Genomic DNA, 23917 nt, shown 5'->3' with positions numbered 1-23917 from the left:
AATTATGAAAAAATATATCAATAGATTGTTTATAGGAGCTTTAGTTGCAGGCGCATCTTTACTGGTATTTTCTTGCAGCAGCGACTATCTTAATACAGCTCCAACCGACTCTATCGGAACGGGCGATGCTGTCGGTACAACCGACAATGCCATGAAGGCATTGAATGGAATTGCTAAGATCATGACTACTCAGCAATATTACTTCGGTGGTGGCTTTTGCGGTGAAAACAACATTATGATTCAATATGAAAGCTATCCGAGCGAAAACTACAATTATAACTATTATGCGAACGGATGGGCGCCCATTTTCAATCAGACGTTTCATAACCGCACAAATAGCATTTATGATGCATACGCATGGTACTATTATTATACGATTATTGGTAATGCGAATACCATTATCTGTAATATTGACGCAGCGGAAGGAAGTGATAGCGAAAAGAATTTCATCAAAGCGTCTGCACTGACATTTCGTGCGTATGCTTTCGAGAAGCTGACGCATTATTATTGCTGGCGTTGGCAAGATTCCAACAACGGGGCTTCTCAAGGCCTTGTCCTCCGGTTGGATGAGTCGACAGGCAGTATGCCTTACTCTACATTGGCGGAAACATATACGCAAATTTATAAAGATTTGGATGATGCTATTTCTCTTTTTCAGCAATCTGGTTTTGACCGTGAAAATGGAAAAGTTTGGATTCCGAACATTAATGTCGCCCACGCTGTTTATGCTCGTGCTGCCTTGACTAAACAGGATTATGGGAAAGCTCTTTCCGAAGCCAAACTTGCCCGTGAGGGATATCCGTTAATGAACAACACTGATTATCAGAATGGATTCTGTAATCCTACAAGTGAATGGTTGTTTGGCAGTTTCGGTAGCTCCCAAGAAAATAACTGGTATTGGAGTTATGGCACACAGTATGCTTGTAACGGTTATTATGCGAACAAACAAGGTGCATATGAAGGTGCCGGAGCTATTGGTCGCGAATTAATCAACCGGATTCCTGACAATGACGCACGTAAAGCATTGTTTCTGACAGAGGATAAGTTTCCCGGATATGATTGGACGGATGAGGATGTGTTAGATCCTGATTATGCTATTTTCTGGGACGATGCTTTGAATAGTGACGTGAAAAATTATATAGACAGAATAGCCGTGTCCGGTTTGGAGGCTCCTTATCAGGCTGGAACTTATTATTTGGGTGCACAGTTGAAATTCTATGTGTTCGACACTCCGGGAGTATCTTATTTGCCCTTCATCCGTTCTTCGGAAATGGTATTGGTGGAAGCAGAAGCCAATTATTTTTTGGATAAGCCAACTGATGCGCAAGCTGCATTGGTTGATTTGAATGCCACTTCCGGACGTAATCCTTCATATACTTGCACCAAGATTGGTGATGATCTTTGGAATGAAATCATGGATTATCGTGAACTTGAACTTTGGGGTGAAGGTTTTGCATGGAGTGACTACAAGCGTTGGAACCGTCCCGTGGTACGGAAGTCTGTTGCACAAGGTGGCAATGCATATCCTTCTGTTGCCATTACTATTCCTGCTGACGGTGTTAATAAATGGACTTGGGATGTGCCGTTGAATGAGACGGACTATAACGATGAACTTCAGTTTGGAGGAAAATAGGAGGCTGTTTGGTATACAATTTCTGAACCTAAGTATATAAAAAATGAGGATAATGTAATATGGGGACTTTTTCAATGTCCTCTAAAACATTGTCCTCTTTTTTTTTGTTATATTTGCACCCGCAATATTATATATAATAAAAGAATGAAAGAATTTGTAATATCCGAAGCCAAAGTAGAAACAGCAGTGCTTGTAGGACTCATCACACAAACGCAGGATGAGCGTAAGACAAACGAGTATCTGGATGAACTGGCTTTCCTTGCCGAGACGGCTGGGGCGGAAGTTGTGAAACGATTTACGCAGAAGTTACCGACGGCTAACTCTGTGACTTATGTCGGAAAGGGAAAGTTGGAGGAAATCAGACAATATATCCATGACGAAGAGGAAGCAGAACGTGAAGTAGGAATGGTCATCTTTGATGACGAACTTTCTGCGAAACAGATTCGTAATATTGAAGCTGAACTGAAAGTGAAGATACTGGACCGTACTTCACTGATTCTTGATATATTTGCCATGCGTGCACAGACTGCCAATGCGAAGACACAGGTGGAACTGGCACAGTATAAATATATGTTGCCACGTTTGCAGCGACTCTGGACTCACTTGGAACGCCAGGGAGGTGGTTCCGGTGCCGGTGGTGGTAAAGGTTCCGTGGGACTTCGTGGTCCGGGTGAAACACAGCTCGAGATGGACCGCCGTATCATCCTGAACCGTATGTCATTGCTGAAAGAACGTCTGGCAGACATTGACAAACAGAAAGCTACCCAGCGTAAGAACCGCGGACGTATGATACGTGTTGCACTGGTTGGTTATACCAATGTGGGAAAATCAACCATGATGAACCTTCTCGCAAAGAGCGAAGTGTTTGCAGAAAACAAGCTGTTTGCAACGTTGGATACCACTGTACGCAAAGTGATTATCGATAATCTACCGTTCCTGTTGTCGGATACGGTAGGGTTTATTCGTAAGTTGCCTACCGATCTGGTAGAATCTTTCAAATCAACGCTGGATGAGGTGCGTGAAGCGGATCTGCTTGTACACGTAGTCGATATTTCCCACCCCGGATTTGAGGAACAGATTGAAGTGGTGAACAAAACACTGGCAGAGATTGGTGGCAGTGGCAAACCTATGATACTTGTATTTAACAAAATAGACGCTTACACCTACGTGGAGAAAGCGCCGGACGACCTTACCCCCCGAACAAAGGAGAACTTAACACTCGAAGAACTGATGAAGACGTGGATGGCAAAGATGGAGGACAACTGCCTCTTTATTTCCGCCCGCGAACGAATCAATATAGACGAACTGAAAAATGTAGTTTATCAGCGAGTGAAAGAATTACACGTTCAGAAATATCCCTATAACGATTTTCTTTATCAGACCTACGAAGAAGAGGAATAATTAATCAATATGCTTATGTACTGATGTGCCAACTGGCTGCGTGTACTGCATCGAAATTGGCGTATTGGCATATGGGCACATTAACACATTATTAAAAATGAAAGACTATCGTAGATTGACTGAAGATGAGGTACTTCAGTTGAAGAGTCAGTCGTGTCTGGCTGATGATTGGGGAAATGTATCAGTGGCAGAGGGGTTTAATTGTGAGTACGTCCATCATACCCGTTTCTCGGGTGAAGTGAAACTGGGAGTATTCGAAGCAGAATTTACATTGCCGGGGGGAATCAAGAAACATTCGGGATTACGTCATGTGACGTTGCATAATGTATCGGTGGGCGATAACTGTTGTATTGAGAATATCCAGAACTATATTGCTAATTACGAAATTGGCAGTGATACCTTCATTGAGAATGTAGATATTATCTTAGTGGATGGGTTGAGCACTTTCGGTAATGGGGTGGAAGTGGCAGTCTTGAATGAAACGGGAGGTCGTGAAGTGTTGATGAACGACAAACTGTCGGCACATCAGGCATATATACTTGCACTGTACCGCCATCGTCCCGAATTGATTAACCGCATGAAATCCATTGCGGATTATTATTCCAACAAACATGCTTCTGCTGTCGGCAGTATTGGCAATCATGTGATGATTCTCAATACGGGCTCGATCAAGAATGTCCGGATTGGAGATTACTGCCATATCTGTGGAACTTGCCGCTTATCCAATGGCAGCATCAACAGTAACGTGACGGCACCTGTTCATATCGGACACGGTGTAATCTGTGATGACTTCATTATCTCTTCCGGCTCTAAAGTGGATGACGGCACGATGCTGACTCGTTGCTTCGTCGGTCAGTCCTGCAAGCTGGGACACAATTATTCTGCTTCCGATTCTTTGTTTTTCAGTAATTGTCAGGGAGAGAACGGTGAGGCATGTGCTATTTTTGCAGGTCCTTTTACAGTGACACATCATAAATCTACTTTATTGATTGCCGGTATGTTCTCGTTTATGAATGCGGGTTCGGGGTCCAATCAGAGTAATCACATGTATAAGTTAGGTCCTATCCATCAGGGAACGATGGAAAGAGGAGCGAAAACCACTTCCGATTCATATATCCTGTGGCCGGCACGTGTTGGGGCCTTCTCTTTGGTAATGGGACGTCATGTTAATCATGCCGATACTTCCAATCTTCCTTTCTCTTACCTGATAGAGCAGCGGAATACCACTTATCTGGTTCCGGGAGTTAACTTAAGAAGTGTAGGTACCATTCGTGATGCACAGAAATGGCCGAAGCGTGATAATCGAAAGGATCCGAACCGACTGGATTATATCAATTATAATCTGTTGAGTCCTTATACCATTCAGAAAATGTTTAAAGGACGTTCCATTTTGAAAGAATTGAAACGTGTGTCCGGTGAAACTTCAGAGATTTACTCCTACCAGAGTGCTAAAATCAAGAACTCCTCTCTGAACAATGGAATTCGTTTTTATGAAATCGCTATTCACAAGTTCTTGGGAAACTCCATCATTAAGCGGTTGGAAGGCATCAACTTCCAGAGCAATGAAGAAATCCGTCAACGACTGAAACCTGATACGGAAATCGGAATAGGGGAGTGGGTGGATGTTTCCGGACTGATTGCTCCCAAGAGTGAGATCGACCGATTGCTGGATGGGATAGAGAAGGGAACGGTCAATCGTTTGAAATCCATCAATGCAAGCTTTGCAGAAATGCATGAGAACTATTATACCTATGAATGGACATGGGCTTATCATAAGATTCAGGAATTCTACGGTCTGGATCCGGAAACGATTACAGCACAAGATATCATCGGTATCGTGAAAGCATGGCAGCAAGCTGTTGTCGGATTGGATAAGATGGTATATGAGGATGCCAAGAAAGAATTCTCGTTGTCTTCCATGACCGGATTTGGTGCTGACGGCTCCCACGACGAAATGAAGCAGGATTTTGAGCAAGTACGCGGTGATTTCGAAAGCAATACTTTTGTGACTGCCGTCTTGAAACATATTGAAGATAAAACAGCTCTTGGAAACGAGCTTATTAGACGTATCGAAAGCATACAAGAATAAAATAAGCAAATGATAAACGGGAGAGTTCCTCCGTTAATTATGTTTTAATCTTTAATTTTTAATCTTTAATTTTTAATTTTTAATTTATATACTACCTTTGCCACACTAACTAACAATTACGTAATAAAATAAGAAACTTATGGCAACACCTCCGTTTAAGTATCAGCCCATGTTTGAGAAGGGAAAAGATACAACTGAGTATTATCTGCTTACAAAAGACTATGTATCAGTAAGCGAGTTTGAAGGAAATCCCATCCTGAAAATTGAGAAAGAAGGTTTGACTGTGATGGCTAATGCAGCTTTTCGTGATGTGTCATTCATGCTTCGTCGTTCACACAACGAACAAGTTGCTAAGATTCTGAGTGATCCGGAAGCAAGTGAAAACGATAAGTATGTGGCACTGACTTTCCTGCGCAATGCGGAAGTTGCTTCAAAAGGTGTACTTCCTTTCTGTCAGGACACTGGTACTGCTATTATCCACGGTGAAAAAGGACAACAGGTATGGACTGGATATTCTGACGAAGAGGCTCTTTCGCTGGGTGTATATAAAACATATACTGAAGAGAACCTGCGTTACTCACAGAATGCGCCTCTGAATATGTACGATGAGGTAAATACCAAATGTAACCTTCCCGCACAGATTGACATCGAAGCTACCGAAGGCATGGAGTATGAGTTCCTTTGTGTAACAAAAGGCGGTGGATCTGCCAACAAGACATATTTGTATCAGGAAACAAAAGCAATCCTGAATCCCGGTACACTGGTTCCGTTCCTGGTTGAAAAGATGAAAACATTGGGAACAGCCGCTTGTCCTCCTTATCATATCGCTTTCGTTATCGGAGGTACTTCTGCTGAAAAGAACCTGTTGACAGTGAAGCTGGCTTCTACTCATTTCTATGACAATCTGCCGACTACCGGAAACGAATATGGCCGTGCATTCCGCGACATCGAACTGGAAAAAGAAGTTTTGGCAGAAGCTCATAAAATTGGATTGGGCGCGCAATTCGGAGGTAAATATCTTGCTCATGACGTACGTATCATCCGTTTGCCTCGTCACGGTGCTTCTTGTCCGGTAGGTTTGGGAGTATCTTGCTCTGCCGACCGTAACATCAAATGTAAAATCAATAAGGAAGGTATCTGGATTGAGAAACTGGATTCAAATCCGGGTGAGCTTATTCCTGTAGAACTGCGTCAGGCAGGTGAAGGTGATGTGGTAAAGATCGACCTGAACCGTCCGATGTCGGAAATCCTGAAAGAACTGACTAAATATCCGGTAGCTACCCGTCTGTCATTGAACGGAACGATCATCGTAGGTCGTGACATTGCTCATGCTAAACTGAAAGAACGTTTGGATCGCGGCGAAGACTTGCCACAGTATATTAAGGATCATCCTATTTATTATGCAGGTCCGGCAAAAACTCCGGAAGGCATGGCTTGTGGTTCTATGGGTCCTACTACAGCAGGACGTATGGACTCTTATGTAGAACTGTTCCAAAGTCATGGCGGTAGCATGGTAATGTTGGCAAAAGGTAACCGTAGCCAGCAAGTGACAGATGCTTGTAAGAAATATGGTGGTTTCTACCTTGGTTCTATCGGAGGTCCGGCAGCTATCCTTGCACAGAACAACATCAAGAGCATCGAGTGTGTGGAATATCCGGAATTGGGTATGGAAGCTATCTGGAAGATTGAAGTGGAAAACTTCCCTGCATTTATTCTGGTAGATGATAAGGGTAACGACTTCTTCAAACAGTTGAAACCGTGGAATTGTACTAAATAATCGGTTTAACTCCGTTTATATAAGACTTTGAGAAGACGGTGTAAAAGCCTTTAATTAAAAAATCCCCTCATTACAATCGTGTAGTAAGGGGATTTCTCATTTTAAGGACTTTCCGGATATTCGCTTTGGTAGGGTAAATATCAGTCTTTGATTATTTATTCTGTTCTTTCTTCCATTTCTCGTATCTTTTCAGCACCTTACTTCCATCTTTGTTATACCAACTATAACCATTCCGGCGTTCGTGTCCGATTTCCGAGATATCATATTTTTTTATACCGTCACGATCACAGAAGAAGGGCCGGTTAGTTTCCAGTTCATAAAAGCGTGCCCAGAGAGTGGGGCAGTCTTCACAAGGAACCATACGATAGTCTTTTTTCCCTTCGCTGTTAGTGAAATATTCTTTCTGTAGTCCCTTGATTTCAGACTTCTGGAACCATTTGATGGCTCCTTCTATCGATTTTACAACTTCTGTAGATGGATTGGGGAGTGACATAAGTAGTAATACAATGTTGTCTGACTCCTGCCCGCTTAATGACGGAAGTTCGTAAGCACGTGCTTTGCATGGTTCCAGAGTGACACGGTCGTGCTGCGCACACCATACTGCCAATTCTCCGTTTTGGTGCACTTGTGTTTTGAGTATACACTCTATGCCTTTATCAAAAGCTTTGCGTGCCTGTTTGCAGATATCTTCAGGCAGGAAAGTGTAAGGAGTCTTCTTTTCGTATATTTCCCGAAGCTGATTCATCACTCTTACCATGGCGTTGTCATTGTAGGTGATTTGTATGTAATAACCTTTGGGGCGTGGATAGAATTGAGGCCATCCACCATTTTCATATTGCGCTTTGAGCAGATATTGGATGCCGTTCAGAACTCCTTCTTTATATTTTTCTTTTTGGGTAGCCAGATAAAGCCGTGCCAGATATTCGATTTCCGTAGTGGTGGCGTTGTTGTCGATTGTGCTTTGGTTGGTATCCTCTTTGGCCTTTAATGCTGCCTTATATTCCTGTTCTGTCAGTTCTGCCGGCATATAGATATTCTTGGGCCAGCCTCCGGTGGTTTGCTGATACAGTAACACGTTGTCACCAATGCGTAGGGCTTCTTCCGTCTTGAAGAAATCGTCGTCAAATTTGGGAGCGATGTGTACCCATTCTTTGTAATTTTGCTGTTTTCTGTAATCTGCTGCTTTTGGGGCTGAGATGTTTGTCAGGATAAAAAGTAGGAATAAGAAAAGACTTGGTTTTCTCATGGCTTTGTTTTTTAATGTTTGGAAACTACTTCCTTATTCCAGAAACTTCGTAATTTTTCCACTGATCTGTAACAGGGATATTTCGCAGAGCTTCGTATTGTATTCGGCGGAGAGGATGCGTTCTTCTGCATCTAACAAACTCTTTTGTGCTTCGCGTACTTCAAAACCGGAGAGATCTCCCTGTATATAACGATCCATGGCAATATCGTGGTTGTCCTTGGCAGTTATCAGATTCTGTCGTTCCAGATTCAGCAACTGGAGGTTGTTGCGATAGGCTTGCCATAGATTGCTGAGATCGGAACGGAGTGCTAGCTCCAGGTCCTGCCGTTCCAGACGACGATTCTTGAAAGCCAGACTTGCATTTCTCTTTTCCCTCCGTCGGTTTCCGTCGAATATGTTGAAGCCGACAGTTATTCCGGCATTAAAGCCCAGATCACCTCTTCTGCTGTTTGCATTGATGTCATACTTGTTGAACGTATATCCATATCCGGTATTTAATTTGAGATACGGATAGTTGCGCGAGTTTATTTTCTTGTAGTCCAATTGGGCAAGTACCGTATTCTGATCCGCCTTTAGCAAAGAAGCATTGGTTGCCAATGTAGAATTCCATAAATCATCAAATTGCAAGTCGCTGTGTACGTCGATGGTGGAATCTTTGATAATAATGTTTTGGTTTACATTGTTGTTGGCCATCAGCTCGTTCAACTGGATTCGTGAAGAATGCAGCAATTCCTGTTGTTTGATATATTGGGCACTGTCTGCATTGAAGTCCACCTTCGCCTGCTGATAATCCAGCCCTGAAAACTTTCCGACCAGATGGCTGGCCTCTGCTATACGCAAGCGTTCTTTGGAAAGTGACATTGCATAATGAAAGTTTTTCAGACGGATCTTCTGCTGGATAAAATTATAATATTCCGAAGTCAGGGCTGCAATAAAGTCCTCAATGGCAATACGGGTATTTGTTTCGCCTTGACGCTCCAGTTCTTTCAGCTGTTTGTATGTAGTACTAATATTAAACCCGTCGAAAATAGTCCAGTTGAGGTTGAGACCGACGTTAACCGTCTGATCGTAGACGCCGTTGTTTTTTGTTATCTCTCCGGTAGCACGCGCTTTTGTTTCAATATTGTCCAGATTCCCGGTGTATCCTGCAGAAAAGTCCAATGTAGGCAGATATCCGGCATTCCCTAGCGTTGCATTATTCTTGCTGATCTGCTCTTCATTATGTACGATACGTAGAGAATAATTGTTTTGTAATCCCTCCTCCAGGCAATCTTTCAGGGTGCGTATCTGTTGTGCCTTAGCAAAAGAGACTGATAAGAAAGCACAGGCAATGGTAATATAGATGATGTGTTTCATGCAGATTCCTTTCTGTTTCATTCTTGTAATTTTTTGATTCGGTTAGTTGAAATGTAACTGTAAATAGCCGGTACAATATACATCGTGAGCAGAGTGGAGACCACCATACCGCCCACAACTGCCGCACCCATGGCAATACGTTGGTTACAACCTTCTCCGGTGGCAAACGCCAGCGGGATAAGTCCCAAGACCGTAGAAGCACTAGTCATCAGAATCGGACGTAGGCGTTGCAGGGCGGCATCTTTAATAGCGTTTATTTTGTCCTCTCCGGCTTCCTGTTTCTGATTGGCAAATTCCACAATAAGAATACCATTCTTTGCCACCAGGCCGATCAGCATGATAATACCGATCTGGCTGAAAATATTCATTGTAATATTGTTGAAATACATGAATACCAAGGCTCCGGCAATAGCCAACGGCACTGTCAACATAATAATTAACGGATCTTTGAAACTTTCAAACTGGGCGGCCAGAATCAGGTAGATCAGAAGGATTGCCAAAATGAAAGCAAACATCAGACTGGAAGAACTTTCGCGATATTCCTTGGAGTCTCCTGCCAGAGCAGTACGGAAGGTATCATCCAGTGTCTCTTTGGCAATCTTGTCCATTTCGTCGAGACCTTGTCCGATTGTTTTGCCATCCGCCAAACCTGCGGAAATGGTAGCAGACACAAACCGGTTGTAGCGATATAACTTTGGAGGAGCAATTCCGCTCTCCAGTTCAATCAAGTTATCCAGCTGAATCATATCCCCATTATTGCTACGTACATAAATAGCTTTCAGGTCGGCAGGCTTGTTACGTTGCTGGCGATTGATTTCCCCCAGAATTTCATACTGTTTCCCGTTCATATAGAAATATCCCATACGCTGACCGCTCAATCCGTATTGCAATGTCTGAGCAATGTTTTTAGTGCTTACCCCCATGATGCTGGACTTGTCACGGTTGATTTGTATACGGGCTTCCGGCTTGCTGAATTTCAAGTCGACGTCCGCCATTTGGAAAACAGGATTTTCGTATACCTTAGCCATAAATTTGGGCAGCACTTCTTCTAATTTTTCCAGATTGGTGGCTTGAAGTACGTATTGGACGGGCATACTTCCACGGCGTCCGCCGAAAGAAGATTGCTGCTGTACGAATGAACGTGCCATCGTTTTCTTCTGTACCGCTTTCGAGATATTCTCGGCAACTTCCATCTGTGTGTAGTTACGGTCTTGCATATCCTTCAATGTGATGCGTACATTTCCGCTACCACTGGATACACGGGCGGTAACAGCTTCCGCATCGGGAAGGATAGAGTCTACCAGTTGATTAATATCCTCCGTGTAATCCCGGATATATTCGTAAGTGACACCTTCTGCCCCCCGGGTGTTAATACTGATTTGCGAACGGTCCTCAAGTGGAGCCATTTCTGCGGGAATGGCATTCCATAGAAAACCGATCAGGCAAATGGTGATGAAGGTAAATGGAAGAGCAATCCAGCGTTTGCTGAGGAAAGCGGCAAGTGACCGGCTGTACAGCCGGTTCATTCCTTCGAAGAATGGCTCGGTCTTCGCATAAAACCAACTTTGCTTTTCCCTCTTTATAAGCAATTTCGTTGCCAGCATCGGAGTGAAAGTCAATGCCGCAAACGAAGAAATGATGACTGAACCCGAAATAACGATACTGAATTCCCGGAACAATCGTCCTGTCATTCCATCCATAAAGACGATAGGGAAGAATACGGCAACCAGCGTGATAGTCGTTGAGATGACGGCAAAGAAGATTTCTTTAGCTCCTTCTATTCCCGCTTCTTTGGGAGCCATTCCCTTTTCAATACGGATATAAATATTTTCTGTCATAACGATGGCGTCGTCCACCACCAACCCCACCGACAGTACGATGGCGAGCATGGAAAGTACATTAATGGAGAATCCTGCCAGATACATAACAAAGAATGCTCCGATCAGAGAGACAGGGATTACGATACAAGGCACCAATGTGACGCGCCAGTCACGCAGGAAGAGGAAGATAATGATGATTACGAGTACAAAAGCTTCATATACAGTCGATTTAACCTCATTGATAGATGCGCGGATAAACTTGGTGTTGTCAAAACCATAATTATAGTGCACATCTTCCGGCAAATCTTTTTTCATCTGCTCCATGCGCTGATATACAGCATCCGCGATTTCAATATGGTTGGCACCCGGCTGTGGAATGACTACGACACCTACCATAGGAACTCCGTTCATTTTCATATAACTCTTGATATCGGCGGGTCCCAGTTCTGCACGTCCGATATCACTGAAACGTACAATACGGTTATCCTCTTCTTTGATAATCAAATCATTGAATTCATCTGCAGTATGCATCAATCCCAGTGTGCGGATAGTCAGTTCGGTGGTATTTCCTTCGATACTACCGGAAGGAAGTTCCACGTTTTCATTGTCCACGGCATTTTTAACATCGATAGGAGTAATACCATATCCTGCCATCTTTACCGGGTCGAGCCAGAGGCGCATGGAGTAACGTTTTTCTCCCCAGATAGATACACTACTAACGTCGGCAATCGTCTGTAATTGTTCCTTTACAGTCAAATCTGCGATTTCGCTCAATTCCAATAACGTGCGCTTGTCACTTTGAAGAGCAACCATCAGGATGGGCATGGCGTCAGCGTCCGCTTTTGAAACGGTCGGAGGGTCACAGTCGCGGGGCAGATAACGCTGGGCACGTGAAACCTTGTCACGTACGTCATTGGCCGCCGTTTCCAGATCGACGGACAATTCAAATTCTACCGTGATGCGGCTTTGTCCCTGCTGACTCACACTAGACAAAGAACGGATACCGGGAATACCGTTGATATTCTGTTCCAACGGTTCGGTTATTTGATTCTCGATAACATCGGCATTAGCTCCCGGATAAGAGCAGCTGACAGAAATGATCGGATTATCCACCGACGGATACTCACGGACACCCAGATAATTGTATCCGATGAATCCGAAAAGGAGGATGATGATCGTTAATACTGTGGCTAATACCGGGCGACGTATACTTAATTCGGATATATTCATAAGGTGCTGGTATTATTAATCAATGTTGTCAAGAGTAACGGCAAGTCCGGTACGTAGTTGCAGTGTTCCTGAAGTAATGATGGTATCTCCCATGTGTAATCCTCTGATCACCTGCACTTCAGATGCGGTGCGGATGCCGGTAATAATATCCACCGGTTCGGCTTTTCCTGATTTATACAGATAGACCTTGTCTTTACCCATTTCCGGTACAATTGCTTCTGTGGGAATGGCAATTGCGTTAGGTATTTCATCCTTTTTCAACAGCACGCTTGCGTAACGGCCGGGAAGCAGGATGTGATTGACATTCGGGTATAATGCACGGGCGGTAAACTGATGCAGGTTCGGGTCAATAGCTGATTCCACAGCATACACTTGTGCGCCGAAAGCATCCAAGTTTCCTTCAACGCTGAAGTTCAGGTTAGTCCCCTTCTTGATTTGCTTGGCATAACGTTCCGGTACGGAGAATTCCACTTTCAATGGAGCGATTTTAGTCAGTTTGGCAACAACAGTGGTCGGAGAGGCATAAGTACCGACACTGACTTGGCGAAGTCCGATCACTCCGTCGAACGGAGCACGAAGTTCGGTTAACTCGATATTGGTTTTGATGATCTCTATATCTGCGTTCAGGGTTGCCAAATCCGTTTTCACCTGTTCGTAAGCTTCTTTACTGACGGCATCCCGTTTCAACAGAGCATCTTGGCGGAATACACGGTCTTCTGCCAGTTTTAATTGTGAAACGAGGCGTTGTAATTGTGCCTGCAACTGCCGGTCGTTTACTTTGGCAAGCAACTGCCCTTTCTTTACGGCCGTTCCTTCTTCGAAGTTGATTTCCACAATTTTTCCCGAAGTTTCGAAAGACAAATCCACTTCCTCATCGGGTAGAAGTACGCCGGTAGTGGTAAACTCGTCTGTCAGGGATTGTGGCTTTATGACTTTAGCATTTACATTTAGAACTTGTTTTCCTTTTTTCTGATTGCCGCCCATCACTTTGTCGGCAGCTGCTAGTTCGTCGTTTTTTTTCGGTAATTGTGAATAGATTCCTCCACCGATAATTCCGGCACCAACAAGAATAATGATGCCCCATTTAGTTTTTTTATTCATGGTTTAGTATTGTATATAGCAGTTATGATACATCTTTAGAGATTAGACTTCCCCCGTCGGGAAAGGTTTAAAGAAAGAAAGGGTAAAAAAGAGTTAATCAGTAAGCAGCCCGATATTTGCCTTCCTCTTTATCCTCCAGCATATTTAAATAAGAGGTATAGCGCGATTCGCTGATAAGGTGTTCTTCTACGGCCTTGCGTACGGCACATCCGGGTTCATGACGGTGAGTGCAGTTGCCATATTTGCAGTCGGCGGAAGTCTTGAATATTTCGGGAAAATAATGCCCGATTTCCTCTTCTTCCATATCGAATGTACCGAACCCCTTGATGCCCGGAGTGTCGATAATGTAGCCATTTCCCTCCACGGGGAACATTTCGGAGAAAGTAGTGGTGTGCATACCTTTGTTATGGTAAGAAGAAATCTCGCCGGTCTTGGCTTCTATGCCCGGCAGTATGGAATTGATAAGAGTCGATTTGCCGACTCCCGAATGTCCGGAGAATAAAGTGATCTTGCCTTCCAATGCCTTTTTTATTTCGTCCACCCCATTACCGTTTTTTGCAGAAACCTTGAAACAAGGGTAACCGATCTGTGTATATAGGTTGATAAGTGCGTCCAGATAGCGGAGTTCATCCTCGTCGTAAGCATCTACCTTGTTGAATACGAGTTTGACGGGAACGCGATAAGCTTCTGCGGATGCAAGAAAGCGGTCAATGAAAATAGTGGAAGTTTCGGGGTAGTTGACGGTTGCTACCAACATACACTGGTCGAGATTGGCGGCAAGGATGTGGGATTGTTTGGAAAGATTGGAAGAACGGCGGATGATATAGTTTTTCCTGTCTTCGATCTCGCTGATAAAAGCAGTTCCTTCCTGATTAAGTATAATCTGAACACGATCGCCCACTGCGACAGGATTGGTGCTGCGAATCCCTTTCAGTCGGAAATTACCCTTGATTTTACATTCGATAGATTGTCCGTCATCGGTTTTCACCTGATACCAACTACCCGTGTTTTTGATTACTAATCCCTTCATAAATTGAGGTTGAGAATTGAGAATTAAAAAATGAGAATGAACTGTGACATGTAGTATGCCGCACTTTATTTCTCAATTTTTAATTCTCAATTTTCAATTTAAACAGTCATAATTTCTTTATCCTTTTCAGCCAGCATATCATCGATTTGCTTGATATACTTATCATGGATTTTTTGCAGTTTGGCTTCCGCATTCTTCTGTTCGTCTTCTGCCAGTCCGTCTTTTACAGCTTTCTTCAGTGCGTCGATACCGTCACGACGAGCGTTACGTACACTTACTTTAGCTGTTTCACCTTCTCCCTTACACTGTTTTGCCAGTTGTTTACGACGTTCTTCCGTCAAAGGAGGAATACCGATACGGATCATTTCACCATTGTTTTCGGGCATGATACCGAGGTCAGAGTCGATGATTGCTTTTTCGATAACGCGGAACATGCTTTTATCCCACGGCTTGATTACGATACTGCGGGCGTCCGGAGTAGTAATTGCTGCTACATTGCTGATAGGCACCATACTTCCGTAAGAATCTACGCGGATACCATCTAATAAGCGGGCACTCGCTTTTCCAGCGCGGATATGTGCCAGTGCTTCTTCCAGATACATGATGGCCATGTCCATTTTTTCTTGTGCATTGTCAAGGCAAGTCTTTACGTCTACCATATTTTTTGAGATTTAAAATTGCATTTTGATTGATTAAGTAGCAAAAGTATATTATTTTTTGTTCATCTGCAACAGCATTCCCATCTTTTTTATGAGTGACTTACCGATGATAATCAAGGTAACAGCGGTGATAATCATTAAAATACCTGCCATTAACCGGGGAGTCAGTTTTTCGTGAAACAGGAGAACACCGAAAAATAGAGCTGTCACCGGTTCCAGGGCACCCAGTATGGCTGTTGGAGTAGAGCCTATGTAATGGATGGCGAGTGCGGTACAGATCAGTGATACGGCAGTCGGCAGAATGGCTAGTGTCAGTACGTCGGCCCAGAGCCAGACTGACGGTATTATTTGTAGCTCCGTACAAAAATTTAAACGGACGATATAAACCGATAGTCCGAACAAAATGGCGTAGAATGTAAGCTTGGTGGTCGGCAGGTTTTTCAGTGTCGAACGGTTCACGCCTACTATATATATAGCATAAGAGAGTGAGGACAGCAGAACAAAGATGATTCCCAAAGTCGACAGCGGTTTGTTTCCATCTCCCTGATAGAGCAAGGCGATACCTGAAAGCGCCAGCAGGATGGAAAAGACGGTAATTGCGGAAATCTTTTCTTTGAAGAATATCCCCATAATGACAGCTACCATCACCGGGTAGACGAAGAGAATGGTAGAAGCTATTCCGGCATCCATATAATTATAGCTCATAAACAAAAGCAGTGATGAAAAAGAGAATAGCAATCCCATAATGACTAAGGGCAAAACGTCTGCCTTGTGAAGCGCAAAGGATTGATGCTGCATTTTCATCAGAATACCCAGTACGATTGCGGCGAAGAAATAACGGTAGAATAAAACGGTATCGACACTCATTCCGGCTGCATAGAGCGGAAGTGCAAAAAGAGGATTCATACCGTAGCTGGCAGCGGCAATCGCTCCATAGATAAAACCTTTGGTTTTTGGGGTCATTGTTCTATTTTTTATTGGCGTGCAAAAGTACGCAGTTCACCAATGATAAACAAGTGTTTAGGCGGTTGATAGTATAATTTAATCTTTCGTATGCTAAAAACTATTTCTTAGTAAAGAGGGAACTAATCTTGTTTATGCATAAAATTAATCGTCTGACAGTTGTTGAACTTGCGTCTGACTACTGTTGAACTTTCGTCTGACAACTGTCAGACGAAAAAGAATCAACTGTCAGACGATTAATTTTATTCGATCGGGGGATTAGTTATATGCAGTCCGGGGGATAATTAACAGGTAGTAGCCAGACAGTTTTTTGAATAAATGCTTGCATATATCTTGGATTTTCTCGAATATTGCATCCGAATTATCGAAAAACACTGATGACCAAAGCTAACTTTCTTGTTATTTACTGCCTGTTTATATCGGTACTTTGTTGCATGGCAAATGTGACGAAGGATATCAATATGCGTTTTAAAGATGTAAGGCAAGGACTTTCGCATCAAACGGTCAATTGTTTCTATCAGGATGAATTCGGATTTTTATGGATTGGTACTCAAGACGGACTGAATCGCTTTGACGGTCGTAAATTTGAAGTCTTCAAACCGGATAACGCGAATCCCTATTCAATCAATATAAATAATATCCGGCAGGTTTGCGGAAACAGGGAAGGATTGCTTTTTATCCGTAGTTTGCAGAGTGTGACTCTTTATGACATGCGTTTGAACCGCTTTAAGGTGCTGCGTGAAGGAGAAGTTGCAGGAATCTGCTATGCGCACGACGCGTTGTGGATAGCTACCGGAAAAGAAATCTATCGTTATCGTGACCTTGACCAGGCGCCCGAATTATTCTTTTCATTTTCTTCGGATGGCGGGGATGTATTGATGAACAGTCTAATGGTTCGTCAGAATCAGACCGTGGTGGTGGGTACTTCTTCCAAGGGTATTTATTGTATCGATCAGGCTGCTCATATCACCCGTCATATTGATGTGGGGGCTGTTAATTCAATTACGGAAGACAGAAACGGGAGCATCTGGATAGCTACCAGAAACCGGGGACTTACCCGGTTGGAGGCAAATGGGGAGCTTACTCATTACAGATATAATAAGGTGGCTGATCATACGATCAACCATGATAATGTGCGCCATGTGACACAAGCCAATGATAGTCTTCTGTATATCGGAACTTATGCCGGTTTGCAGACTTTAAATCTCTCTACCGGAGAGTTTACGGATTATGAATATGACTTGAATGTGGAGGCGGCCGATACACGTTCCATCATTTCGATGCATTACGACACTTCGGGAACTTTATGGCTGGGCACTTTCTATCAGGGAATACAATATTATAATGTAGCGAATGATGCTTATCACTTTTACCGTTCGTCTACGGCTGTTGGCGGGCATTTGAATTCCTATATCATCAGTTCCATTGCCGAAGACCGTTCCGGGCGGATCTGGTTTGCAAGTGAAGGAAGCGGATTGAACTATTATGATAAACATGCCAAACGTTTTTTCCCGCTTAAACATTTATATGCTCAAGAGCTGTCTTTTAAGATTGTGAAGTCTCTGTATTATGAGAAAGAATCGGATTATCTTTGGGTAGCTTCGCTTTATCAGGGCATCAACCGGATTAATCTGTCGACCGGACATATAGAATCTATTTCGGAAAATATCGATACTCCGGAGGGGAAAACGGTTGACAGGGCCTATAATCTGGTAAAAATGATAGAGTTTTCCGGTCACGATTCCTTATTGATAGCCGCCAAGGGTGGGCTGCTTGTATTGGATAAAAAACATCTCCGGTTGCATTATTTCGAACATCCTTCTTTAGCTTCCAGACATTTGTCGCAGGTTTGGGATATGACGTTTGATAAAGAAGGGGATTTATGGCTGACCACTTCTTTTGATCTGATACGGGTCAATTTGAAAGCAGGCATTTCCCATAGTTATCCTTTCTCTCAAATAGCGCAGAGCACGGCGCAGCACCACATTAATCACATTTTATGTGATAGAAAAGGACGTATATGGCTGGGATCTACGGGATCGGGAATTTATCTGTTCGATAAGAAGAAAGATATCTTTGTAGGATACGGAGCGAAGCAGGGACTGGAGAATGGATTTATCACCGGATTGGTAGAGAGTCCGCTGGACGGTTCCATTTATGTGGCAACGAATGGCGGTTTCTCTAAATTCAATCTAGCCACTACCACATTCGAGAACTATAACAGGCAGAGTGATTTTCCCTTGAATAACGTGAATGACGGAGGGCTGTACATTGCGTCCGACCACGATATTTATGTCTGTGGACTGGCAGGCATCGTTTCCATAGCCCAGGAGAAACTGAACAAGCAGTCTGTGGAGTATAATGTGTTCGTAAAACGCGTGCTTGTGGATAATACGGAAATTCAACCCCTTGATTCGTTGGGACTTATCAAGGAAACGGTATTGTATGAACATCAATTAGTATTGCCGCCCAGGTATTCTTCCGTCACTTTTGAGATAGCGAGTAATACCCTGAATAATATTTCCAACATCGGTCTGGAATATAAACTTGAAGGATTTGATAACGAATATATGAAGGCGGGAGATAATACGATGGTTACTTATACCAATCTTCATCCGGGGCGTTATACTTTTCATGTTCGTGGCGACCAGTTGCGCATTCACGATCAGGAAGCACCTTCTGCCAGTTTTGAGCTGATAGTGGAGGCTCCCGTTTATCAACGGGCATGGTTTATTTTGCTGATGATATTGGCAGGTATCCTTATTGCAGGCTATATTATCCGTATGTTCTGGATACGGAAAACCTTGCAACATTCTCTATTGGCCGAGAAACGGGAAAAAGAGTATATCGAAAATGTGAACCAGTCCAAACTACGTTTCTTTACCAATGTATCGCATGAGTTCCGTACTCCGTTAACGCTTATATCCAGTCAGCTTGAGATGCTCCTGATGCATAAAGACATGATCCCCGAGGTGTATAATAAGATTTTGGAGATTTATAAGAACTCCCGCCGGATGAATAACCTGGTGGATGAGGTGATTGATATCCGTAAGCAGGATCAGGGATATCTGAAATTGAAAATTTCCAAAGAGAATATTGTTGCGGTGATAGAGGAGATTTGTTGTTCTTTCTATAGCTATGCGCAGCTGAATAAGATCGATCTCCGCTTTTCTTCCACTTTGAAAGAAGCGGATTTGTATATTGACAAGACGCAGATAGAGAAAGTGTTCTATAATCTATTGTCCAACGCTTTTAAATATACGAAGCCCGGTGACTGGATTTCTGTAGAATTGGCAGCGGAAGGAGAGAATGACATTGTGATTTCAGTCAACAATTTGGGTGTCGGTATTGAAAAGTCCAAGATCAAACATGTATTTGAACGGTTTTGGCAGGATGATTCGGCAACAACTACACGGACTGTCAAAGGATCGGGTATCGGGCTGGCAATGGCAAAAGGTATTGTGGAATTGCATCAGGGAACTATCGGAGTGGAAAGTGAGCCGAATGGAATAACGTCTTTTATCGTTACTCTTCACCGGGATGCAAATGTGAATGTGGAAGCATCTTCCTCTGCAGATGAACGCGTTGCCGAACATTATGTAATAGAGCCTCAAGAAATCTCGGAAATGGTGAAGCCGGATAAAACGGTGAAAATACTGATTGTGGAGGATAACCCGGAGATGCGTAAGGTGTTGGCACAGATTTTTGAACAGATATATGATGTATATACGGCTGCCGACGGACAGGAAGGATTGGAGCAGGCTTCTTCACTACAACCACAGATGATTGTGAGTGATATTATGATGCCAGTCATGTCCGGCCTGGAGATGTGCGAGAAGTTGAAAAGCAATTTGCAGACCAGTCATATTCCTGTGGTATTGCTGACTGCCCGCAACCGGGAAGAACATACCTTAGAGGGCTTGCAGACGGGAGCGGATGATTATATCTCCAAACCTTTCAATATCAAGATATTGGTGGCCCGTTGCAATAATATCATCCAGACTCGTAAACTGCTCCAGCAGCGGTTTGCCCGGAATGATGAACCTAAAGTGGAAGATCTTCCATTTAATCCGATCGATAAAAAGATGCTGATGGATGCTACGGCGATTGTGGAATCTTATATTGATAATGCAGACTTTGACGTAGCCACTTTTGCACGGGAGATGTGCATGAGCAGAACGTTGCTTTTCACCAAACTGAAAGCATTGACCGGACAGACCCCGAATGACTTTATTTTATCTTTGAGACTGAAAAAGGCAACAGAAAAATTAATCAATGATCCCAATGCCCTGATTGCTGATATAGCATTTGATTACGGCTTTTCTAATCCAAGTTATTTTATCCGGTGCTTTAAGAATGCTTATGATATTACTCCGGCTGCTTATCGAAGAAAACACGCAAATTGTTAATATATAGCGTTTTATGTGTTTCTCTCTTAGCGAGAATTGTACTATTTGAACTTTTATACGGACGATTCTATTATTCGAAATCGCTAATTATTTGGATTTTTGCGCTGTAATCATTCAAATTATTACATAGTATGAAAAACATCGTAATTAAATGGGCTGTGTTCCTGACAGCCTTTCTTATCTCTTTAGAGGTTAGTGCTCAAAACGTCAGAGTTTCTGGAGTTGTGACAGACGCACTTGGACCAATCCCCGGAGCTAATATTATGGAGGAGGGGACTACTAACGGTACAGTGACGGATGTAAATGGAAAATATTCAATCAGTGTATCTGCAAAATCTACCCTTGTTTTCTCTTGTATAGGATATAAGGAACAGAAGATACGTGTCGGTACGAAAACGGTATTGAATGTGGATATGGTAGAAGAGTCGAAAATGCTCGATGAATTGGTCGTTGTCGGTTATGGAGTTCAGCGTAAGAGTGATGTGGCAACTTCGGTAGCCTCGGTCAAAGCGGATGAAATGAAGACATTTCCCGCCGGCAATGTGGCTGATATGTTGCGTGGACGTGCCGCAGGTGTGAATGTAACGAGCAGTTCGGGACGTCCGGGATCGACTCCTTCGATCACCATTCGCGGTTCCCGTTCTATCAGTGCGGACAATGCTCCTTTATATATCATAGATGGTTCTCCTTCCAGTGCAACGGAGTTTAGCACGTTGAGTGCGGACGATATTGAGTCGGTTGAAATTCTGAAGGATGCTGCATCGCAGGCTATTTATGGAGCACGTGCCAGTGACGGTGTGGTACTGGTTACTACCAAACGCGGTAAAGCCGGAAAGGTGGAAGTCAGTTATAATGGTTATCTGGGTATCCAGTCCCTATGGAGAAATTTTGATTTTTATTCTCCCGAAGAATATATGCAGCTTCGCCGTGAAGCGAAGGCACATGATAAGGGAATTGTTGATGCACGTGAGATTTCGATAGCCGAGGCATTGGAAGATGAGGTTATGCAGCGGGTATGGGCCAGCGGAAAGTTTATCGACTGGGAAAAAGAAATGTTCAGAAATGCAATTTACCATAATCATGATGTCAGTGTACGTGGAGGAACAGAGAAAATCAAAGTATCGGCAGGTGCCAACTATTTTGACCAACAGGGAATGGTGGTTACCGGATCGGGATACCAGAAGTTTTCTTTAAGGTTGAATCTGGACTTTGAAATATCAAAGTGGATTAGTTTTGGTATCAATTCTTCTTATGCGATGACTAAACAAGATCGTGAGGATGGTAACTTTAATGATTTTATTACCAGTTCCCCATTGGCGGAAATATACGATGCGGATGGCAAGTATACAAAGTATATCAACTCGGAAGGAAATTATAATCCTTTGTACCGTGCCCAGCATTACGGACGTGAAGTCTCCCGCGATAATTACCGCCTGAACTTTTTTATGGATGTGAAACCTTTCAAGGGATTCAATTATCGTCTGAATACTTCCGTTTATAATCAGACATCTGAAGACGGCTCCTATAAAGATTCCCAATATCCGGGAGGCGGAGGAACAGCTGTGCTCGACGAATCACGCACGCAGAACTGGCTGGTTGAGAATATTGTGACTTATAAAGTGCCTATCCGCAATAAGAAACATCAGTTGACGTTGACCGGTGTGCAGTCTGTCGACCATAATGGCTCGAAGTCTATCGGCTATTCAGTAGAGAATCTTCCGGTAGATAAAGACTGGAATTTCATTTCTCAAGGTGAGTTTACAGGCAAGCCCCGTCGTCAGTTTAATGAAAATAATCTGGTGTCGTTCATGGCTCGTGCACAGTATTCGCTTTTAGACCGTTATCTGTTGAATGTGGCTGTTCGTCGCGACGGTTCCAGCCGTTTCGGAAAAGAAAATAAATGGGGTACATTCCCGTCGGCTGCTTTTGCCTGGCGTGTAAATCAGGAGAATTTCCTAAAAGATGTGTCGTGGATTGATAACCTCAAACTGCGTGTCAGTTATGGTATTGTTGGTAATCAGAACGGTATCGGCAATTACACTACTTTGGGGCTCGCAGATAATAAAGGATATGAGTTTGGAGATACTTTCCAGATGGGATATTTGCCGGGTAAGGAGCTTTCTAACCCGAACTTGAAATGGGAACAGTCTGCAACGGCTAATTTAGGTGTTGATTTTAGTTTCTTCAATGGTCGCCTGAATGGTACGGTGGAATATTACAATACGCATACGAAAGATCTATTGGTGGAACGCTCTTTGAATGCATCACTTGGATATACCACTATGCTGGATAATCTGGGAAAGACGAAATCCAGTGGTATTGATCTTTCTTTAAATGGTGATGTGATACGTACGAAAGAGTTTACCTGGTCGCTTGGAACCAATTTCAGTATGTATAAGAATGAAATTGTCCGTATTGACGATACGCTCGATGAAAATGGTAAACCCGCCAGTCAGGTAGCACAGGGGTGGATTATCGGAGAACCGATCAATGTATATTATGATTATCTGGTAGACGGAATTTTTCAGTATGATGATTTTGATATCACTCGTGACGGTACGGGGAATTTGGTATATACGCTGAAAAACACCTATGACAGTAACAATGACGGTGTAGCCGACAGCCCGATTGATTACGGCGGCGCTATTGAACCGGGTATGGTTAAAGTGCGTGATAACAATGGAGATGGAAAGATCACGGCAGATGACAGAGTGCCTATCCGGAAGGATCCGAAATTTACCGTCTCTCTTTCTTCCACATGGAACTGGAAAGGATTTGACTTGTTCATGGATTGGTATGGAGTTTCCGGCAGAAAGATAAAGAATAGTTATTTGTATGACTATAATTCCGGAGGTTCTTTGCGCGGAAAACTGAATGGAGTGAAGGTGGATTACTGGACTCCGTTCAATCCGTCGAACAAATTCCCGCGTCCTTCTTATAGTGCAGACCCTTCTTATTTGAGTGCCATCGCTATTCAGGATGCATCTTATATCCGTTTACGCACCTTACAATTGGGATATACTTTCCCGGCCGGACTATTGAAGAATACTCCGATTCATAAATTGCGTCTGTATGCAACTGCTACTAATTTGCTGACATTTACGGAGTTTAAGTCTTATAGTCCCGAACTGACTCCCGGGTCTTATCCGGAGTCCAAACAATATGTATTTGGTGTCAATGTTTCATTCTAAAATAAAGAATCC

13 protein-coding genes are annotated in these 23917 nt (G+C 43.3%); 6 read left to right on the top strand and 7 right to left on the bottom strand.

The window, feature by feature from the left end; all coding sequences use genetic code 11:
* Positions 1-4 precede the first annotated feature (4 nt).
* The 4 genes from AB3G73_RS12085 to AB3G73_RS12070 all read left to right on the top strand — a co-directional run bounded on the left by AB3G73_RS12085 (position 5) and on the right by AB3G73_RS12070 (position 6900).
* Complete coding sequence (locus AB3G73_RS12085) at positions 5-1633, top strand: RagB/SusD family nutrient uptake outer membrane protein (protein WP_195649171.1); 1629 nt, start codon at positions 5-7, stop codon at positions 1631-1633.
* Between the two features lie 144 nt (positions 1634-1777).
* Complete coding sequence (gene hflX, locus AB3G73_RS12080; protein ID WP_074637991.1) at positions 1778-3034, top strand: GTPase HflX; 1257 nt, start codon at positions 1778-1780, stop codon at positions 3032-3034.
* A 97-nt stretch (positions 3035-3131) separates the two neighbouring features.
* Positions 3132-5123 carry a DUF4954 family protein gene (locus AB3G73_RS12075; protein WP_148365286.1) on the top strand — a complete coding sequence of 664 codons (1992 nt, stop codon included), beginning with the start codon at positions 3132-3134 and terminating at the stop codon, positions 5121-5123.
* 139 nt (positions 5124-5262) lie between these two features.
* Complete coding sequence (locus AB3G73_RS12070) at positions 5263-6900, top strand: fumarate hydratase (RefSeq protein ID WP_148365285.1); 1638 nt, start codon at positions 5263-5265, stop codon at positions 6898-6900.
* A gap of 151 nt (positions 6901-7051) precedes the next feature.
* On the opposite strand, the gene pelA is transcribed toward AB3G73_RS12070, so the two are convergent.
* The 7 genes from pelA to AB3G73_RS12035 all read right to left on the bottom strand — a co-directional run bounded on the left by pelA (position 7052) and on the right by AB3G73_RS12035 (position 16305).
* Positions 7052-8146 (bottom strand): pectate lyase, encoded by a 1095-nt coding sequence (gene pelA / locus AB3G73_RS12065; protein ID WP_298044191.1) that lies wholly within the window; start codon positions 8144-8146, stop codon positions 7052-7054.
* Between the two features lie 33 nt (positions 8147-8179).
* Positions 8180-9523, bottom strand: coding sequence for a TolC family protein (locus AB3G73_RS12060; protein ID WP_148365283.1), 1344 nt, complete (start codon positions 9521-9523; stop codon positions 8180-8182).
* Positions 9520-12552 (bottom strand): efflux RND transporter permease subunit, encoded by a 3033-nt coding sequence (locus AB3G73_RS12055; protein WP_148365282.1) that lies wholly within the window; start codon positions 12550-12552, stop codon positions 9520-9522. Before AB3G73_RS12055 ends, AB3G73_RS12060 begins: the two co-directional genes overlap by 4 nt.
* A gap of 15 nt (positions 12553-12567) precedes the next feature.
* A complete protein-coding gene (locus AB3G73_RS12050; protein WP_148365281.1) occupies positions 12568-13653 on the bottom strand; it encodes an efflux RND transporter periplasmic adaptor subunit in 1086 nt (361 codons plus the stop codon).
* A 97-nt stretch (positions 13654-13750) separates the two neighbouring features.
* Positions 13751-14683, bottom strand: a complete 933-nt coding sequence (rsgA, locus tag AB3G73_RS12045) for a ribosome small subunit-dependent GTPase A (protein WP_148365280.1) — start codon at positions 14681-14683, stop codon at positions 13751-13753.
* A 98-nt stretch (positions 14684-14781) separates the two neighbouring features.
* Complete coding sequence (frr, locus tag AB3G73_RS12040) at positions 14782-15342, bottom strand: ribosome recycling factor (protein WP_004299198.1); 561 nt, start codon at positions 15340-15342, stop codon at positions 14782-14784.
* Between the two features lie 51 nt (positions 15343-15393).
* Complete coding sequence (locus AB3G73_RS12035) at positions 15394-16305, bottom strand: DMT family transporter (RefSeq protein WP_148365279.1); 912 nt, start codon at positions 16303-16305, stop codon at positions 15394-15396.
* A gap of 377 nt (positions 16306-16682) precedes the next feature.
* On the opposite strand from AB3G73_RS12035, the gene AB3G73_RS12030 reads away from it, so the two are divergent.
* The gene (locus tag AB3G73_RS12030; RefSeq protein ID WP_298044187.1) at positions 16683-20714 is read left to right on the top strand and encodes a response regulator; all 4032 of its coding nucleotides are present in this window, start codon (positions 16683-16685) and stop codon (positions 20712-20714) included.
* 131 nt (positions 20715-20845) lie between these two features.
* Positions 20846-23905 (top strand): TonB-dependent receptor, encoded by a 3060-nt coding sequence (locus AB3G73_RS12025; RefSeq protein WP_148365277.1) that lies wholly within the window; start codon positions 20846-20848, stop codon positions 23903-23905.
* Positions 23906-23917: the final 12 nt, after the last annotated feature.

Origin of the sequence: Bacteroides sp. L008, assembly GCF_040812255.1 — a bacterium.
In the GTDB taxonomy this organism is placed as follows: domain Bacteria; phylum Bacteroidota; class Bacteroidia; order Bacteroidales; family Bacteroidaceae; genus Bacteroides; species Bacteroides vicugnae.
Note: the sequence above shows the minus strand (reverse complement) of the source record. Positions and strands in the feature narration are given on the sequence as shown.

Coding starts and splice junctions, on each gene's coding strand:
- AB3G73_RS12060 (WP_148365283.1), bottom strand. CDS start 9,523: ATGAAACAGAAAGGAATCTGCATGAAACACATCATCTATATTACCATT.
- AB3G73_RS12070 (WP_148365285.1), top strand. CDS start 5,263: ATGGCAACACCTCCGTTTAAGTATCAGCCCATGTTTGAGAAGGGAAAA.
- AB3G73_RS12030 (WP_298044187.1), top strand. CDS start 16,683: ATGACCAAAGCTAACTTTCTTGTTATTTACTGCCTGTTTATATCGGTA.
- frr (WP_004299198.1), bottom strand. CDS start 15,342: ATGGTAGACGTAAAGACTTGCCTTGACAATGCACAAGAAAAAATGGAC.
- pelA (WP_298044191.1), bottom strand. CDS start 8,146: ATGAGAAAACCAAGTCTTTTCTTATTCCTACTTTTTATCCTGACAAAC.
- AB3G73_RS12025 (WP_148365277.1), top strand. CDS start 20,846: ATGAAAAACATCGTAATTAAATGGGCTGTGTTCCTGACAGCCTTTCTT.
- AB3G73_RS12035 (WP_148365279.1), bottom strand. CDS start 16,305: ATGACCCCAAAAACCAAAGGTTTTATCTATGGAGCGATTGCCGCTGCC.
- rsgA (WP_148365280.1), bottom strand. CDS start 14,683: ATGAAGGGATTAGTAATCAAAAACACGGGTAGTTGGTATCAGGTGAAA.
- AB3G73_RS12055 (WP_148365282.1), bottom strand. CDS start 12,552: ATGAATATATCCGAATTAAGTATACGTCGCCCGGTATTAGCCACAGTA.
- AB3G73_RS12075 (WP_148365286.1), top strand. CDS start 3,132: ATGAAAGACTATCGTAGATTGACTGAAGATGAGGTACTTCAGTTGAAG.
- AB3G73_RS12085 (WP_195649171.1), top strand. CDS start 5: ATGAAAAAATATATCAATAGATTGTTTATAGGAGCTTTAGTTGCAGGC.
- AB3G73_RS12050 (WP_148365281.1), bottom strand. CDS start 13,653: ATGAATAAAAAAACTAAATGGGGCATCATTATTCTTGTTGGTGCCGGA.
- hflX (WP_074637991.1), top strand. CDS start 1,778: ATGAAAGAATTTGTAATATCCGAAGCCAAAGTAGAAACAGCAGTGCTT.